Source organism: Streptomyces sp. GS7 (assembly GCF_009834125.1).
GTDB lineage: Bacteria > Actinomycetota > Actinomycetes > Streptomycetales > Streptomycetaceae > Streptomyces.
On sequence record NZ_CP047146.1, the window covers coordinates 8,962,096 to 8,977,681 of the forward strand.

Genomic DNA, 15,586 nt, shown 5'->3' on the forward strand with positions numbered 1-15,586 from the left:
CGTTCCGCATTCCGAGTTCCGCGTTCCGCGTTCCGTCCGCCCCCGCTGCCTCCAGTGGGGGCGTCGCCGTACGGGCATCGATGCGCACGCCGACGTCCGTACGCACCCGGGCAGCCATCTACCACCCAGGCATCCATGTACAGTGAAACCATCAGTTGTAGGATGACTGGGCAACTGGGGCCACCGAGCAACCGGCCGGACCGGCGACACGGCCTGGTGATCCCGGACCGGCGATACCGGATCACGGCAACCGAGAACCACGACGGCACGGCAGGAAGCGGGACAGCGGCATGGCACTCCAGGCGGCCGGACGGCAGTCCCTGGTCGACACCGTCGTCGAGGCCCTGCGCTCCCAACTGGCCGCCGGGGAATGGACGGTGGGGACCCGCATCCCCACCGAACACGCCCTCGCCGACCAGCTCCAGGTCGGCCGCAACACCGTCCGCGAAGCCATCCGGGTCCTCGTACACGCCGGAATGCTGCGCTCCCGTCAGGGCGAGGGCACCTTCGTCGTCTCCACCGCGGATCCCGCCGAGATCATGCGCGGCGTCCAGCGGGCCGGGATCCGCGACGTCCTCGAACTGCGCATCGCCCTGGAGGCCGAGGCCGCCCGCCTGGCCGCACTCCGGCACGAGCCCGCCGACCTGGAGCGCATGCGGGCCGCCCTGGACGCCCAGGCCGAACTGGAGGGCGCCGACGGCCACCCCCGCTCCGGCAGCCTGGAGCTCTACGCCGACCACGACGTCGCCTTCCACCGGGCCGTCGTCGAGGCCGCCCACAACTCCGCGCTGACGGCTACCTATACGTGGTTCAGCAGCTCGGTCCGGGAGGCCCTGGTCAGCGCGCTCGACGACCAGGCGATGCCGAGGATCCTGCACGGCGACCACCGCGCCGTCCTGGACGCGATCGCCCAAGGCGACCCCGAGGCCGCGGAGCGCGCCACCCGCAACCTCCTGGAGAGGCCAAAACGGGCCGTGGAGGCCCTCTTGGCCACCACCGAGCCCACCGCCCACTAGGCCGCCGTCCCACCCCTCTCTCACGGGCCGGCGTCCAGGGCGCGTTCCCTCGCCGACCCGCTCCCCTCCACGTTCGCCCTCCGCACGCCTTCACCCCCACCTCCCGCACGATTGGCTGGTACACACGCATGTCTGGACCCAGGTCCGAAGCCCCCGTGAACGCCTCCTCGGCCGCTCCCCCCACCGCTCCCCCGACGGCCTCCACCACCCCGCCCCACCGGCCTGAGGGGATCCGGGCAATCGACGCGACCAGCACGGCCAGGGCGGCCGGGGCGGCCGGGGCGGCCGACGGGGCGAACGCGATCGACATGATCGACGCCGAGGAGGACCTGGTCCCGACGCCACAGGTCGCCGGCGCCCGCCACCGGCTGCGGACGCACCCCGCCCTCCTCCTGACCGGCATCGTCCTCGCCGCGGTGAACATGCGGGCCGCCCTCGCCGGCGTCTCCCCCCTGGTCGGCGAAATAGCGCACCATTTCCACCTGGCCGCCACCGCCAGCAGCCTGGTGACCACCATCCCGCTGATCTTCATGGGCCTCGGCTCGATCATCGCCCCGAAACTGGCCCGCCGTTGGGGCACCGAGGCGGTGCTGTGCAGCGCGCTGCTGGCCCTGTGCGGCGGCATCGTGCTGCGCATCGCCCCGCCGGTGGCCGCGCTCTTCGCGGGCTGCGCGGTGGTGGGCGCGTCCATAGCCCTGCTCAACGTCCTGATGCCGGGCCTGATCAAGCGGGACTTCCCGGACCGAGCGGCCGGTATGACGGCGCTCTACTCCACCGCGATGATCATGGGTGCCACCCTCTCCGCCGCCTCCGCCGTCCCCCTGGAGAACGCCCTCGGCGACTGGCAGGGCTCCCTCGTTTCCTGGGCGCTGCTCGCCGCCGTCGCCGCACTCGTCTGGATCCCCCAGGCCGTCATCGCGCGCCGCGGTACACACCACGGCGCGGCGGCGGCAACTCCCGCCCACGGCACCGCATCCGGCCCGAAGCTGAGCCGCTCGCCGCTCGCCTGGCAGGTCACGCTCTTCATGGGCTCGCAGTCACTGATCGCCTACGTGATCATCGCCTGGATGCCGACGATCTTCACCGACCACGGCATGGGCAAGAGCGAGGCGGGCCTGGTCTTCGCCTTCAGCACGCTGGTGCAGATGGCCGGTTCGTTCGTGGTGCCGATGCTCGCGGGCCGGATGCGCCGTCAGCGGCTGCTGGGCGTGGCCGTCTCCGCCCTGATGGCCTGCGGCGTCACGGGCCTGCTGGCCGCCCCGGTGGCCGGCGCCTGGCTGTGGGCGGCGGTCCTCGGCATCGGCCAGGGCGGTGCCCTCGGCCTGGCCCTGACCATGATGGTCCTCCGCTCCGGCGACGCCCACACCGCCGCCCGCCTCTCCGGCATGTCGCAGACCGGCGGTTACCTCCTCGCCGCCGCCGGCCCCCTGGCCCTGGGCGCCGTCCACCAGGCCACCTCCGGCTGGACCGTCCCGCTCCTCCTCCTTCTCGCCGTGTGCGTGGGCCTGTCCCTCCTGGGCCTGGGCGCGGGCCGCGACCGCCGCATCGGAGAGGACGCCTAGCGCCCCCTGACAGGACGCCTGCCCGAACCCCGCCGAAACGACGCCGCGTTCGCGGTTCAGCGCCAGGAGACCGGCGCTGAACCGTGGCGCCGACCGCATCCGGTCACGACTCCGGTGGGCATACAGCCCACCGGACTTGAGGGCCTCCGGGGGCCGGAGCAGAGCCCCGGTCAAGGGCCCCGGTCACGAGTCCTGGTCAAGAACCCCGGTCAAGAGCGCCGATCACGGGACGGGCGGGATGGCGGAACCCCCACCCGCGCTCCGCACGCCCGGAACGACCCACACCCCCGCCGCCTGCCCTACCGTGCCCCCATGAGCGATGTTCAGCACACCGTTCGCCGGCCCGGCCCACGGCTCTCCCGCACCGGCTGGCTCCTTCTCATCGCCGTCCTGTGTGTCGTTGCCATCCTCGCCGTACTGATCGTGCCGCGGTTGCTGCGCGAACGGCAGCAAGGGGAGCTGACGGTCCCGGAGGGGCAGCGGGCCTCGCAGGTCTACGCCGCCGCCGACCGGGCCCTGCACCTGCCGGACGGCACCACCGCGAAGGCCGCCAAGACATCGCACCTCCCGCTGCCCGCCGCGGCGAACGGCAACGCGGAGGGCTATCTCTTCCCGGCGACGTACCCGATCCGCTCGGACACCACCCCGACGTCGCTGCTCACGTACATGGTCAAAACCGCCGACCAGCGGCTCGCCGACGACGGCATCACCGCCTACCGCACCGTCGTGATCGCCAGCATCGTGCAAGCCGAGGCCGACAGCCCGGCCGACATGGGCAAGGTCGCCCGGGTGATAGAGAACCGGCTCGCGAAGCACATGCCACTGCAGATGGACTCGACGATCAACTACGCGCTGGGCCGCAGCACCCTCCACACCAGCCACTCCGACACCCGGACCGAAAGCCCGTACAACACCTACCGGAACGAGGGCCTGCCGCCCACCCCGATCGACAATCCGGGTGCCGACGCGCTGAAGGCGGCAAGCGCCCCGCCGGCGGGCGACTGGCTCTACTTCGTCACCGTCAAACCGGGCGACACCCGCTTCACCGCCAACTACCAGGAACACCTGCGGAACGTCCGCGAGTTCAACAACCGGCAGAAGCACACCACCGCGAACGCCGGCTAGGCCGCCTCCGGACGAAACGGCACCGTTGAACGAAACGGCACCGACGAACGAAACGGCACCGCTCACGTCGGTCCCCACACCAGGACAACCCGACCGAAGCCCGAGCCCGACGGCAGAGCGACAGACCTATAGAGCTGCAGGGCTGCAGGGCTGCTGTACGACAGCGGGCCGACCGGCACCGGCGGACGGACCGGGGCCGGCGGACGGACCGTGTGCCGACCGGGACCGTTGGGCCGACCGGGACGGCGGACGGACCGGGGCCGGCGGACGGACCGGCGCCGGAGGCCGCACCGGTGGTGGCTGCGCAGCACCCGCCGGCACCGCCCCGCCCCGGCCGCTCCCGATCTCCGCTGCTCCCCGTCTACTCCTCGCCCGCCAGCGTGAGCGCCTTCAGTCGCCGTCCCGCGTACCACGTCGCCGCGACCGTGACGCCGGTCAGCAGGCATACGGCGAGCGGCAGTTGGACGTCCGAGCTCAGGGCGCCCTCGGCTCCGATCTTCTGGCCCACGGCGAGGGCCCACTGCTGGACACTGAGGGTCCGCGCACCGGGGACGAGGGTCCCCACGAACGCCTCCCAGACCAGGGCGTAGACCAGGCCGAAGACCACGGCGTGCCGGGTGATCGTGCCGAAGAGGAGGAACAGGGCGCTGTAGGCGACCGAGGCGACAGCCGCCGCCACCGCATACGCCACGGCTATCTGCTGGCTGTTGCCGTTGAGGACGAATCCGGCCACCAGGACCGGTATCGCCGAGAAGGCGGCCGTCACACCGATCGCGACCAGCAGCTTGGTGAAGATGATCGTCGAGCGCGGCACCGGCTTGGCCAGGAGATAGACCACCGAGCCGTCGTCGATCTCCGGCCCGATCGCGCCCGTCCCCGCGATGACCCCGATCAACGGGACCATCGTGCCCAGCGCGAAGCCGCCGAGGATGCCGCTCGCGGTGGTGTCGTCGGCACCGGTCAGCGCGCGGACGATGACCGCGATGACCACCAGCATGGCGGGCAGTGCGAAGAGGATCAGGGCGCGCCGCCGGCCGAGCAGGGCGCGGTAGGTGAGCCGGGCGACGGTCGGGTTGAAGAACGCGGCCTTGGGTGCGGCGGCGGGCGCCGGCGGGGCCGTCGGAGAGGTCGTGGACATGCTGCCTCAGGGCTCCTTTCTGGCCTCAGGCCGCTACGAGGTACGAGAAGACGGATTCCAGCGACTCGTCGGAGGGCGAGACGGTCAGCAGGCGGATGCCGTGGTCGCGGGCGACCCGCGGCAGGAGCTCGGTGAACCGGCCGAAGTCGACGGCCTGGATACGCAGCGCACCCTCGGCGAAGTCCACCTCGATGCCGGCGGTCGAGGGGTCGGCTATGAGCGCCCCGGCCAGCGCCCGGTCGTTGTCGGACCGTACGAGATAGCGGTGCGGGCGGTCCGTCATCAGCCGGCGGATCCTGCGGAAGTCGCCGGAGGCGGCATGCCTACCTGCCACCACCACCTCGATGTGCGAGGCCAGTTGCTCGACCTCTTCCAGGATGTGCGAGGAGAACAGGACCGTACGGCCCTCGTCGCCCATCCGCCGCAGCAGCTCCATCAGCTGCATCCGCTGCCGAGGGTCCATGCCGTTGAACGGCTCGTCGAGCAGCAGCACGGACGGGTCGTGGACCAGCGCGGAGGCCATCTTCACGCGCTGCCGCATGCCCTTGCTGTAGGTCGAGATCTTGCGGTCCTGGGCGTACTCCATCTCGACGGTGGCAAGCGCCCGGGCCGCCGCGGCCCGGCCGAGGCCGTGCAACTCGGCGTTGGCGACGACGAATTCACGGCCGGTGAGGAAGTCGTACATCGCCTCCCGCTCCGGCACGATGCCGATGTGGCGGTAGCTGCCCGCATTGCGCCAGATCGTCGCCCCGTCGAGGGTGACGGTGCCGTTGGAGGGGGCGAGGAAGCCGCCCATCATGTTGATGAGGGTGGACTTCCCGGCGCCGTTGGGGCCGAGCAGGCCGGTGACGCCGGGGGCGATGGTCATCGTGATGTCGTTGACGGCGACGACGTTCCCGAACCAGCGCGAGACATGGTCGATGCGAAGAGTGCTCATGGGCGCAGCCCATTCCTTGAAGAGTGGTGGTCGGGCGTCAGGCGGGCGGTCACAGGCCGGCCTTCCGGTAGCGCCGCATCAGCAGGGCGTAGCAGCCGGCTGTGAGGAGCAGCGTGACGAGGACGTAGACGACTCCGGCGCCGGTCGACGGCGTCTGGCCGTTGGGGAACGAACTGCTGCCACCCAGGAACGTCGACTGCACACCGTCGATCAGCGTGATGGGGGAGAACAGCCCGAGCCAGCCGACGGCGGCTTCACTGCCCCGGAAGGAGGCGATCCCCTGGACGGCGCTGACGGCTCCGTACGGGATGGTGAGTACGGCGATCACGGCGGCGACGCCGAACCCGCGGCGCGGAGTGAGCGCCGAGACCACCAGTCCTATCCCGGCGAACAACAGCGAGAGCAGGGCGCTGGAGACCAGCCCCTGGCCGAACCCCTTGGTCTGGTCGAGGAAGTCCAGCTTCGCCAGCAGTGCCCCGACGTAGAGGATCACCAGCGGCGCTGCGGTGAGGATGAACAGCGCGCCGGCCATCGCCGCGAACTTCGCCATGACGTAGTCGGCCCGCTCGATGGGCCGGGAGAAATACAGCGGAACGGTCTTGAAGCGCAGATCACGCGAGACCGACTGCGGCGCCTGGGAGGCGAGATAGAGGCCGATGACGGCCTGGAGGTAGATGGCGTAGCGGGTGTAGCCGATCGGCAGGCTGCCGGCCTTGGTGAACACCGCCACCGCGACCATGATGCCGGCGGGCAGGCACATCACCCCGAAGAGCAGCATCGGCAGCACCTTGCTCTTCGCGGACCGTCCGAGGCCGTACGCACCGCGCAGACTCTGCGAGAACAGTGACCGCCGGGCATACGCGCGGCCCAGACGGGGGCCGTCGTAATGGCGGTAGCCGATGTTGTGGATGTAGGCCCCACCGGGCGTGGTTTCCGTACTCATGCTCCGTTACCTCCGCCCACGGCGGCGGGGCGCTCCGCGTCCCGCTCCACCGGCCCGTTTCCCTCCGCTTGCGCGCCGGTCCGGGCGTCCGCGTCCCGGAAGACCTCGGCGATCTGGTGCCGCCGCTGCTCCATCCGCACCAGGCCGAGTCCCAGCCCGGCGACGGTGTCGCGCACCAGGTCGTAGGTCTGCTCGCCGGCCGCCTCGACGAACAGCACATGCCCGGGGGAGGCGAAGCCCTCGGTGCCCGGGCCGCCGGTGGACACCACGGCGCCCGCGGCGGCCAGGGCCGCGCGCAGCGCCTCGGTGCCGTCGGGATGCGCGTCGGTGTCCGTGACCTCGACGGCCAGCGAGGCGGTGGCCTTGGTGAACTCGTCCGTGGAGGAGGACCGCAGCAGCTTGCCGCCGTCGATCACGACGACGTGATCGCAGGTGCGCTCCAGCTCACCGAGGAGGTGGGAGGTGACCAGGACGGAGATGCCGAAGTCGGTGTGGACGCGCCGGATCAGGCCGAGCATCTCGTCCCGCCCGACCGGGTCCAGGCCGTTGGTGGGCTCGTCCAGGAATACGAGCTGCGGATCGTGGACCAGTGCCTGGGCCAGCTTCACCCGCTGCTTCATGCCCGTCGAATAGCCGCCGATGGGGCGGTAGCGCTCCTCGTACAGCCCGACGTGGCGCAGGGTGTCGGCGGTGCGCTCGCGGGCGGCGGTCGGCGGCAGGCCGGACATCCGCGCCATGTGCACGACGAATTCGGTGGCCGAGACGTCCGGCGGCAGGCAGTCGTGCTCGGGCATGTAGCCGACCCGCTCACGGATGGTGCCGCCGTCCTTGGTGACGTCCAGGCCGAGGACGTGGGCGGTCCCCTCGGTGGCCGGGGCCAGACCGAGAAGGATCTTGATCAGGGTGGACTTTCCGGCGCCGTTGGCACCCACCAGGCCGGTCACGCCGGGGGCGATGTCAACGGAGAGCCGGTCCAAGGCGGTCACCCGCGGGTACCGCTTGCTCAGGCTTTCGGTCACGATCACTGTCACGCATTCGACGCTAGTGGCGCCCTCCACACCCGTCGTCAACCCAGGCGGTGGTATCCGCATACCCCTCCGGTACTACATGCCCGTAGGGGTCTCCTGCTTTCAGCCGCTCCGGAGGCCAGGGGGTCGGGTACCCGCGGCCGGTGTCGCGGGTACGCGGCACCGGAGCAGCACCGGAGCAACCGCCTCCGGTCGGCCGCGGCGCCGGCCGGATCGCCGTGTGCTGCACCTCGTCGACCGCACACCCCTTGACGCAGCCGCCGGTCATTGTCACATTCATCAGTGTCAAGTTACGGGCACGTACCGCGATGCACCGCTTACGGACGGACGGTTGGCGATGGCCTCAGTCACCTCAGCGACCTCAGCAGCAACCGGAGATCGCACCGCCGAACTCAGGGGATTCCGGGAGGTGCAGCGGCTCGCCTACGCCTGCGCGGAAGCCGTGGCCGCCCAGCTCAAACCCGGGGTCACCGAGCGCGCGGCGGCGCGGATGCAGCGCGAGTGGCTGCGCGAGCACGGGGTGCGGGACTGGTTCCATCTGCCCTTCGCGTGGTTCGGCGACCGCACCGCGTTCGTCAACTTCCGCATTCCGCTGCAGTTCTTCCCCACCAACCGCGAGCTGGAGCCGGGGATGCCCTTCATCCTCGACATGGCACCGGTCCACAAGGGCTTCACCGCTGACATCGGCTACTCCGGCTGCCTCGGTCTCAACCCCGTGCACGACCGGCTGCTCGCCGACCTCGAAGCGCACCGGGACCTGATCCTGCGCGAGGTCCGCGAACGGCGCCCCCTCAAGGAGATCTACGAGGACGTCGACCGCTTGATGGTGCGCCAGGGATACGCCAACCGCCACCGCGCCTACCCCTTCGGCGTCATCGCGCACAAGATCGACCGGGTCGAGCAGCGCCGCTGGTCACCGACGCTCTTCGGGTTCGGCACCCAGTCCCTCAAGGGCCTGGCCTCCGACGCGCTGCACGGGCACCGCGACGGCTGGTCCCCTCTGTGGAGCCCGTACACCTTCTCCGACCACCCGCCGCAGCCGGGGCTCTGGGCGGTCGAACCACACCTCGGATTCCGGGGCACCGGCGCCAAGTTCGAGGAGATCCTGGTCGTCACGGACTCCAAGGACCCGCAGGAAAGCGCCTTTTGGCTGGACGACGATCTGCCGCATGTGCGGCGCTGGCAGGAGGAGAAGGCCGCGTGAACACGGGACGTGGACAGGACGGGCGTCAGGACCGGCAGCCGGGGCGGGGGCGGCCGCCGGTGGCCGGGGCCTGCCTCCAGGGGGCCAGGGAGCGCCGGGTGCGGACCGGCGGCATCGAGCTGTGCGTGGCCGAGCTCGGGGATCCGGGCCGGCCCACGGTGGTGCTGGTACACGGCTATCCGGACAGCAAGGAGGTCTGGTCCGAGGTCGCCCGCGGACTGGCGGAGCGCTTCCACGTGGTGCTCTACGACGTCCGGGGCTGCGGTCGCTCTACCGCACCGCAGCCGCTCCGCGGCGGCTTCACCCTGGAGAAGCTGACGGATGACTTCCTGGCCGTCGCGGACGCCGTCAGCCCCGGCCGCCCGGTCCACCTCGTCGGCCACGACTGGGGCTCCGTACAGGCATGGGAGTTCGCCACCGTACGGCGCACGGAGGGCCGGATCGCCTCCTTCACCTCCATGTCCGGGCCGTCCCTGGACCACTTCGGCCACTGGATCAAGAAGCGGATGGCGCGCCCCACCCCCCGGCGGGCCGCCCAGCTGCTCAACCAGGGCGCCAAGTCCTGGTATGTCTACATGCTGCACACCCCGGTCCTCCCCGAACTGGCCTGGAAAGGCCCGCTCGGCAAGCGCTGGCCGACCATCCTCCAGAGGGTGGAGAAGGTGCCGGACGGCGGCTACCCGACGGCTTCGCTGCCCACCGACGCTGCCCACGGCGCCTGGCTCTACCGCGACAACGTCCGCGCCCGGCTGCGCCGCCCGCGCGCCGACGCCTATGCGCACTGCCCGGTCCAGCTCATCACCCCGACCGGCGACGCGTTCCTCTCCCAGCGGCTGAACGACGACCTGGAGCAGTGGGCGCCCGACCTCGTCCGCCGTACCCTCCCGGCCAAGCACTGGGTGCCGCGCACCCGTCCCGACCAACTCATCTCCTGGATCGGCGAGTTCATCACCGCCAAGGAAGAAGGCGATCCGGCGAAGAAGGTCGTGGCCGCCGGCCCGTACGCCGATCGGTTCGGCGGCCAGCTGGTGCTGGTGACCGGCGCGGCCAGCGGCATCGGCCGAGCCACGGCATTCGCGTTCGCGGAGGCCGGCGCGCGGATCATCGCCGTCGACCGGGACGCGGAGGGCGCCGCCCGCACCGCCGAGATGGCGCGGCTGATCGGTGCCCCGCAGGCATGGGGCGAGGTCGTCGACGTCGCGGACGAGGCGGCGATGGAGAAGCTCGCCGACAAGGTCGACGCCGAATACGGCACCGTGGACGTCCTGGTCAACAACGCCGGCATCGGCCTGTCCGGCTCCTTCATGGAGACCAGCACCGAGGACTGGAAGAAGGTCCTGGACGTCAATCTGTGGGGTGTCATCCACGGCTGCCGGATCTTCGGCAAGCGGATGGCGGACCGCGGACAGGGCGGCCACATCGTCAACACCGCCTCGGCCGCCGCCTTCCAGCCGTCCCGGATACTGCCGGCCTACAGCGCCTCCAAGGCGGCCGTCCTCATGCTCAGCGAGTGTCTGCGCGCCGAGCTGGCCGGCCGGGGCATCGGCGTCTCCGCCATCTGCCCCGGGCTCGTCAACACCTCCATCACCAGCACCGCCCGCTTCACCGGCGTCTCCGCCGACGAGGAGAAGCGCCGCCAGGCCAAGGCCGCACGGATGTACGGCCTCCGCAACTACCCGCCCGAGAAGGTCGCCGACGCGATCCTGCGCGCGGTGGTCCGCAACCAAGCCGTGGTGCCGGTCACCCCCGAGGCGCGCGGCGCCCACCTGATGTCCCGCTTCACCCCGCGCGCGCTGCGCGCCCTCGCCCGCATCGAGCCGCCGGTGTAACCGCTCCGGCCCACCCGTCCGAAGCCCCGTCACACGGCGCGCCGCCGGCTGACGACCCCGCGGCCTGCGGCGCGCCCCACCAAGACCAGGAGCACGCGCACGTCAGGAGCCGCGCATGAGCACGCCACGTCCCCAGGAGCACCGCACCATCGCGCCACGCCGGGTCGCGTTCGACTGGCGCCGGACACCGCTGCACTGGATACCCGACGAACCCACCGCCACCCACGTCATCAACGTGCTGCATCTGCTGCTGCCGGCGGGCGAGCGGTGGTTCGTCAAGGTCTTCAAGGAAGCCCTCCCGCTGGTCCGGGACGAGCAACTCCTCCAGGACGTCAAGGGGTTCATGGGCCAGGAGGCCACCCACAGCGTCCAGCACTCCTACGTCCTGGAGCACCTGGCCCATCAGGGTCTCGACACCGCGCCCTACACCCGGCACGTCGACTTCCTCTTCGCCTACCTCCTCGGTGACAAGCCGCCCTTCGGACTACCGGTCCCCGAGGCGGAGTGGCTGCGCTTCCGGCTCTCGCTGATCGCCGCGATCGAGCAGTTCACCGCGGTGCTCGGCAACTGGGTCCTGGACGCCGACGGCCTGGACCGCGCCGGGCCCGACCCGGTGATGCTCGACCTACTGCGCTGGCACGGCGCCGAGGAGGTCGAACACCGCGCGGTCGCCTTCGACATGTACCAGCACACCGGCGGTGAGGAACCCGCCCGCTATGCCCGCCGCGTCCTGGGCATGTCCGTGACGGCCCCCGTCCTGATCTACCTCTGGACCTGGGGCGCGTCCTACCTCCTGCGGCACGACCCGCAACTCGCCGTCCGCTCCCGCTATTCGCTGCGCGAGCACAACCGCGCCGTCCACAAGGGCCTGCTGCCCAGCTGGCGCGAACTTGGCACGGCGATACCCCGCTACCTGCGGCGGTCGTACCATCCCTCCCAGGAAGGCTCGCTCCGCACAGCCGTCTCCTACCTCGCCTCCTCCCCGGCGGCCCGCGCCGCGGCGGGCGCGGTGGGCCGCGCGGCGCTCTCGTAACACCCGGACGCCCGCCCCCGGCCGGCCCTCCCGCGGCGCCTGGCCGGCCGATGGACACCTCACCCGTCGGCGGCCCGTGAACACGGCAGTCCCCCGGACGTCCCGGCAGCCGACGCGCCGGACGACCGCCCCAAGGCGGCTGCCGGGCGCGGCAGTCCTGCCGTACGGCGGTCGCCTCGCACCACGGCCCGACGGCCGCCTCGCAGGGCGGTCGGCCGGAGCGCGCCCACCCCGTAGGGCAGCCGCCCGTACGGCGGCTACCTTGTCACGCGGCCACATCCCCGAGGGGGCCGTCCCGTAAGGAGCACCGCAGTGACCGAGCAGCCACCGTCGGCCGAGTACCGCATCGAGGACCTGGCCCACCTCAGCGGCGCCACGGTCCGCACCATCCGCGCCTACCAGGACCGGGGGCTGCTCCCGCGCCCGGAACGCCGCGGCCGGGCCAATGTCTACGGTGACCCCCACCTGGCCCGGCTGCGCCAGATCTCCGATCTGCTCGACCGCGGCTACACCCTCGCCAGCATCAAGGAACTCCTCGAAGCCTGGGACACGGGGCGCGGCCTCGGTGGAGTCCTGGGCCTGGTCGCCGAGATCGACGGGCCGTGGACCGACGAGAAGGCCGCCCGCATCACCCGTGCCGAACTGGACTCCGCCTTCGGTGGCACCTCCCACGAGAAGGCGGTGGCCGAGGCCGTCGACCTGGGCGTCCTGGAACGCGTCCCCGGCCAGGACGACACGTTCCTCGTCCCCAGTCCGCAGGAACTCGCCGTCGCCGCCGAACTGCACTCCGCGGGTGTCCCGCTCCTGGCGATCTCCGGTCATCTGCGAGAGGTGCGCGGACAGGTCGAGCACATCGCCTCCCGTTTCCTGGACTTCACCACCGAGCACGTCTTCCAGCCGTTCCTGGACCATCCCCCCACCGAGGCCGAAGCGGCGGAGGCCGCCGCGCTCGTACGCCGTCTGCGCCCTCTGGCCCAGCAGACCATCGACGCCGAACTCGCCCGTGCCATGCGCACCCTGGCCGCCCGGTACCTCCGGCACCACCTCGCGGAGGCACTCCCGCTCAGCGGCCGGGAGACCGGCGGGGAAGAGGAAGGGATGGAAGAAGAGGTGGGGTCCGGGCGCGGGAAGGTGACGGGGCGGGTGGGCTGCGCGTCCGAGAGCCCGTATGTTCCCCGGCCGTCCCACGTCCCTGCAGTGGCCGCCGACGCTGGACCGGATGCCGCTCCCGTGCCTCATGCCGCCACCGGGTCGGCTCCCGACCGTGAGCCCGCAATGGCCCCCGAGCCGGAGTCCGCCTTCGGGCCCGGCGCTGCCCCCCGTTCCGCGCCGGGCTCCGAGACGGTCGTCCTCCCCGCCGAGGCCGTCCAGGCCGTACGGAGCTTGGTGGGCCCGGAGAACACGGCCGCCTTCATCGTCGCCGCCGCACACCGCGAGGTGCAGGCGCGCACCATGGACGCCCTGGCCTCGGCCGCCCGCGAGGCCCGAGCCGTCAGCGAGACTCCGGATGCCGCGGCGCCCGTTACCCGGGGCAGTGACACCGGCACCCCGGGCACCGAAGCTCCCCATGCCCCGGCCGACGACCCGCACACTGACCGCTGACCACTCACCACCGACCTGTCCCACGGTTCGCGTCTCGCCGGCCCCTCTCGCAGCCCCTCCTCAGCGGCTCTCCGCGGACTCTCCCGGCCCTTTCTCTTCTGCTTCTCTCTGCAGTTGTCAAAGACCGAGCCGGGCGCCCCTCCCCGGCCACCCCTCCGGGTTGCCTCAACCAGCCGTATCCGGGAGCCAGTTGCCGTGGAATCCGTACGGAACACGCCGCGGAAGACGGACCGTGGCGACAGGGTCGGCGGATATGTCCTCCGCGTCGAGGATGACGAGATCGCTGGTATCGGTGGTCACGTCATAGACGTAGGTGATCAGCCAGCCCGGACCGCCCGGCCGGTCGTCCGCGGGGGCGAAGGCCGCCTCTCCCGGGGTGCGTCCCGGGCGGAAGTCATGGCGGACGACCGCTCCCGTCTCCAGGTCGTAGCGGAGCAGGGCGCCCGGTATCGGTCCCGTGCCGGGCGACTCGCCTGCTGACACATGGCCGAAGCGGACGGGCTGTCCGGCCAGGCGGTCGTCGATACGGGGGAACTCGCCGGCTTGGTCGTCGAGTTGTTCCTCGGCCACCGTTCCGGAGGCGAGATCGATCGTCCAGCGCCACAGGCAGGGCGGGGCGGCGCGCCCGTCGAGCGCGGCGTAGCGCGAGACGTAGAGGACTATCCGCTGCTCGCCGTCGTCATGGGCATTGAGGGAGTGGAAGACGTAGCAGGGGTCGATGGACAGCCAGTGGACCTGCCCGTACGGATCGTCGCGGCGCAGTACGCCCAGCCGAGCGCCGTACTCCGGATCCCAGCTGTAGGGCATACCGGGGCGGTCGCGGTCATGGACGACCGGGAGGTCCATGAAGACGACATGGCGGGCCGTCAGATGGAAGTCGTGCATCATCGTCGCCGCCGGGACGTCGACGGGGCGGCTGACCACCAACTGCCCTTGTGCGTCGGCCCGGTGATAGGTCAGGTAGGGCGGTGCCGCGTGGCCGTAGCCGAAGAAGTGCAGCTCACCGGTGGTAGGGCAGGTCTTGGGGTGGGCGGTCATGGCGGTGGTGAGCCGGCCGCCGAAGTCATGCGGACCCACGCTCTCCAGCTCATGGCCGGGACGGCAGTCGATCTCGTACGGAAAGGACGACTCGACCAGTGCCAGGGTGCGTCCGGCATGCCGGACGACATGGGTGTTGGCCACACCCGCCGCCGGATTCCGGCGCCCCTGTGCGTCCCTGACCCGGATGCCGTCGGTGAAGGTCGAGGTGCGGACCCAGCGATTGCGGTAGGAGACGGCCCGGCCGCCTTCCAGACGCACGCCGTGGACCATGCCGTCGCCGAAGAACCAGTGCGGGCTGGCCGCGTCCCTCGGGTTGGGGCCGTTGCGCAGATACCAGCCGGTGAGTTCCGGCGGGATGGCGCCGGTGACCGGGAGGTCGTAGGCGGTCAGTTCGTCCATGACCGGGGCGAAGTTTCCGGCCAGGTGCGGTGCGGGAGCGGAGGATTCGGATACCGCTGCCGGTGATGTGGTGCTCATGAGGCCAGGCCCCCCTGGGTGTCGAGCTGCGCGCCGGCCTGCTGCCGGAAACGGGCCCGGGCCCGTTCCGGATAGGTGGCGGTGAAGCGGACGGGAAGAACGAATGCGGCGATCTGGACGAGGATCGAGAAGACCGCGCTCATGCCGTAGGCGGCGATGACGACCTGGGCGATCGCGGTGACGGTGAAGGACAGCGCCCAGGCGGCGGTGAGCACGACATTGATGCGGTGGAACAGGGGCATCCGCCAGACCTCGGGCGGGGCCATCCGGCGCGCGATCGCCAGCGTGAAGGGACGCCGGACGGCGATCGACACCCAGGCGATGAGAGCCAGCCAGCCCACCGACAGCGCACTGCTGTACACCTTGAGGCCGCTGTCGGGGCGGACGAAGGCCAGCACGGCGAGGCCCGCGAAGTACACGATCGTGCCGTAATCCAGCAGTCGCGCTTCGAGCGACAGTCCCGCGGCACGGTCCGCTATGAGCAGCACCGCCGAGGCGGCCAGACCGGCGAGTGCGCCCCACTGCCAGCCCACGGAGGACACCCCCGCGAAGACAAGCCACGGGATGAAGCCCCGCAGATAGTTCATGATTCCCCCCTCTTTGCTCGCGCCCGCTCACGGCGGGTCGGCGACGGCACACAGCACCAAGGCC

The 15,586-nt window shown here is 71.4% G+C and carries 13 protein-coding genes; 7 read left to right on the top strand and 6 right to left on the bottom strand.

Annotated elements, in window-relative coordinates:
• Positions 1 to 290: 290 nt before the first annotated feature.
• From GR130_RS39135 to mltG, 3 genes are all read left to right on the top strand, one after another.
• A complete protein-coding gene (locus tag GR130_RS39135) occupies positions 291 to 1,016 on the top strand; it encodes a FadR/GntR family transcriptional regulator (protein WP_159509415.1) in 726 nt (241 codons plus the stop codon).
• A 308-nt stretch (positions 1,017 to 1,324) separates the two neighbouring features.
• Positions 1,325 to 2,578, top strand: a complete 1,254-nt coding sequence (locus tag GR130_RS39140; protein WP_159510525.1) for a CynX/NimT family MFS transporter — start codon at positions 1,325 to 1,327, stop codon at positions 2,576 to 2,578.
• Positions 2,579 to 2,890: 312 nt separating this feature from the next.
• Positions 2,891 to 3,703 (top strand): endolytic transglycosylase MltG, encoded by an 813-nt coding sequence (mltG, locus tag GR130_RS39145; RefSeq protein WP_159509417.1) that lies wholly within the window; start codon positions 2,891 to 2,893, stop codon positions 3,701 to 3,703.
• Between the two features lie 361 nt (positions 3,704 to 4,064).
• Here the strand turns inward: mltG and GR130_RS39150 are convergent, their stop codons facing one another.
• From GR130_RS39150 to GR130_RS39165, 4 genes are read right to left on the bottom strand one after another with little or no spacing between them, the layout of a single operon-like run.
• A complete protein-coding gene (locus tag GR130_RS39150; RefSeq protein WP_159509419.1) occupies positions 4,065 to 4,841 on the bottom strand; it encodes an ABC transporter permease subunit in 777 nt (258 codons plus the stop codon).
• Between the two features lie 25 nt (positions 4,842 to 4,866).
• Positions 4,867 to 5,778, bottom strand: coding sequence for an ABC transporter ATP-binding protein (locus tag GR130_RS39155; protein ID WP_159509421.1), 912 nt, complete (start codon positions 5,776 to 5,778; stop codon positions 4,867 to 4,869).
• Between the two features lie 49 nt (positions 5,779 to 5,827).
• Positions 5,828 to 6,721 carry an ABC transporter permease gene (locus GR130_RS39160; protein WP_159509423.1) on the bottom strand — a complete coding sequence of 298 codons (894 nt, stop codon included), beginning with the start codon at positions 6,719 to 6,721 and terminating at the stop codon, positions 5,828 to 5,830.
• Positions 6,718 to 7,812: an ABC transporter ATP-binding protein gene (locus GR130_RS39165; protein ID WP_159509425.1), complete on the bottom strand. Its 1,095-nt coding sequence runs from the start codon at positions 7,810 to 7,812 to the stop codon at positions 6,718 to 6,720. The genes GR130_RS39160 and GR130_RS39165 overlap by 4 nt, the downstream gene beginning before the upstream one ends.
• A gap of 274 nt (positions 7,813 to 8,086) precedes the next feature.
• On the opposite strand from GR130_RS39165, the gene GR130_RS39170 reads away from it, so the two are divergent.
• From GR130_RS39170 to GR130_RS39185, 4 genes are all read left to right on the top strand, one after another.
• A complete protein-coding gene (locus GR130_RS39170) occupies positions 8,087 to 8,953 on the top strand; it encodes a M24 family metallopeptidase (RefSeq protein WP_159509427.1) in 867 nt (288 codons plus the stop codon).
• A gap of 59 nt (positions 8,954 to 9,012) precedes the next feature.
• Positions 9,013 to 10,782, top strand: a complete 1,770-nt coding sequence (locus GR130_RS39175; RefSeq protein WP_159510526.1) for an SDR family oxidoreductase — start codon at positions 9,013 to 9,015, stop codon at positions 10,780 to 10,782.
• A 115-nt stretch (positions 10,783 to 10,897) separates the two neighbouring features.
• A complete protein-coding gene (locus GR130_RS39180; protein ID WP_159509429.1) occupies positions 10,898 to 11,815 on the top strand; it encodes a metal-dependent hydrolase in 918 nt (305 codons plus the stop codon).
• A 312-nt stretch (positions 11,816 to 12,127) separates the two neighbouring features.
• Positions 12,128 to 13,417, top strand: coding sequence for a MerR family transcriptional regulator (locus GR130_RS39185; RefSeq protein ID WP_159509431.1), 1,290 nt, complete (start codon positions 12,128 to 12,130; stop codon positions 13,415 to 13,417).
• Between the two features lie 165 nt (positions 13,418 to 13,582).
• On the opposite strand, the gene GR130_RS39190 is transcribed toward GR130_RS39185, so the two are convergent.
• Positions 13,583 to 14,935, bottom strand: a complete 1,353-nt coding sequence (locus GR130_RS39190) for a carotenoid oxygenase family protein (RefSeq protein ID WP_159509433.1) — start codon at positions 14,933 to 14,935, stop codon at positions 13,583 to 13,585.
• Positions 14,932 to 15,522, bottom strand: a complete 591-nt coding sequence (locus GR130_RS39195) for a hypothetical protein (RefSeq protein WP_159509435.1) — start codon at positions 15,520 to 15,522, stop codon at positions 14,932 to 14,934. Before GR130_RS39195 ends, GR130_RS39190 begins: the two co-directional genes overlap by 4 nt.
• Positions 15,523 to 15,586: the final 64 nt, after the last annotated feature.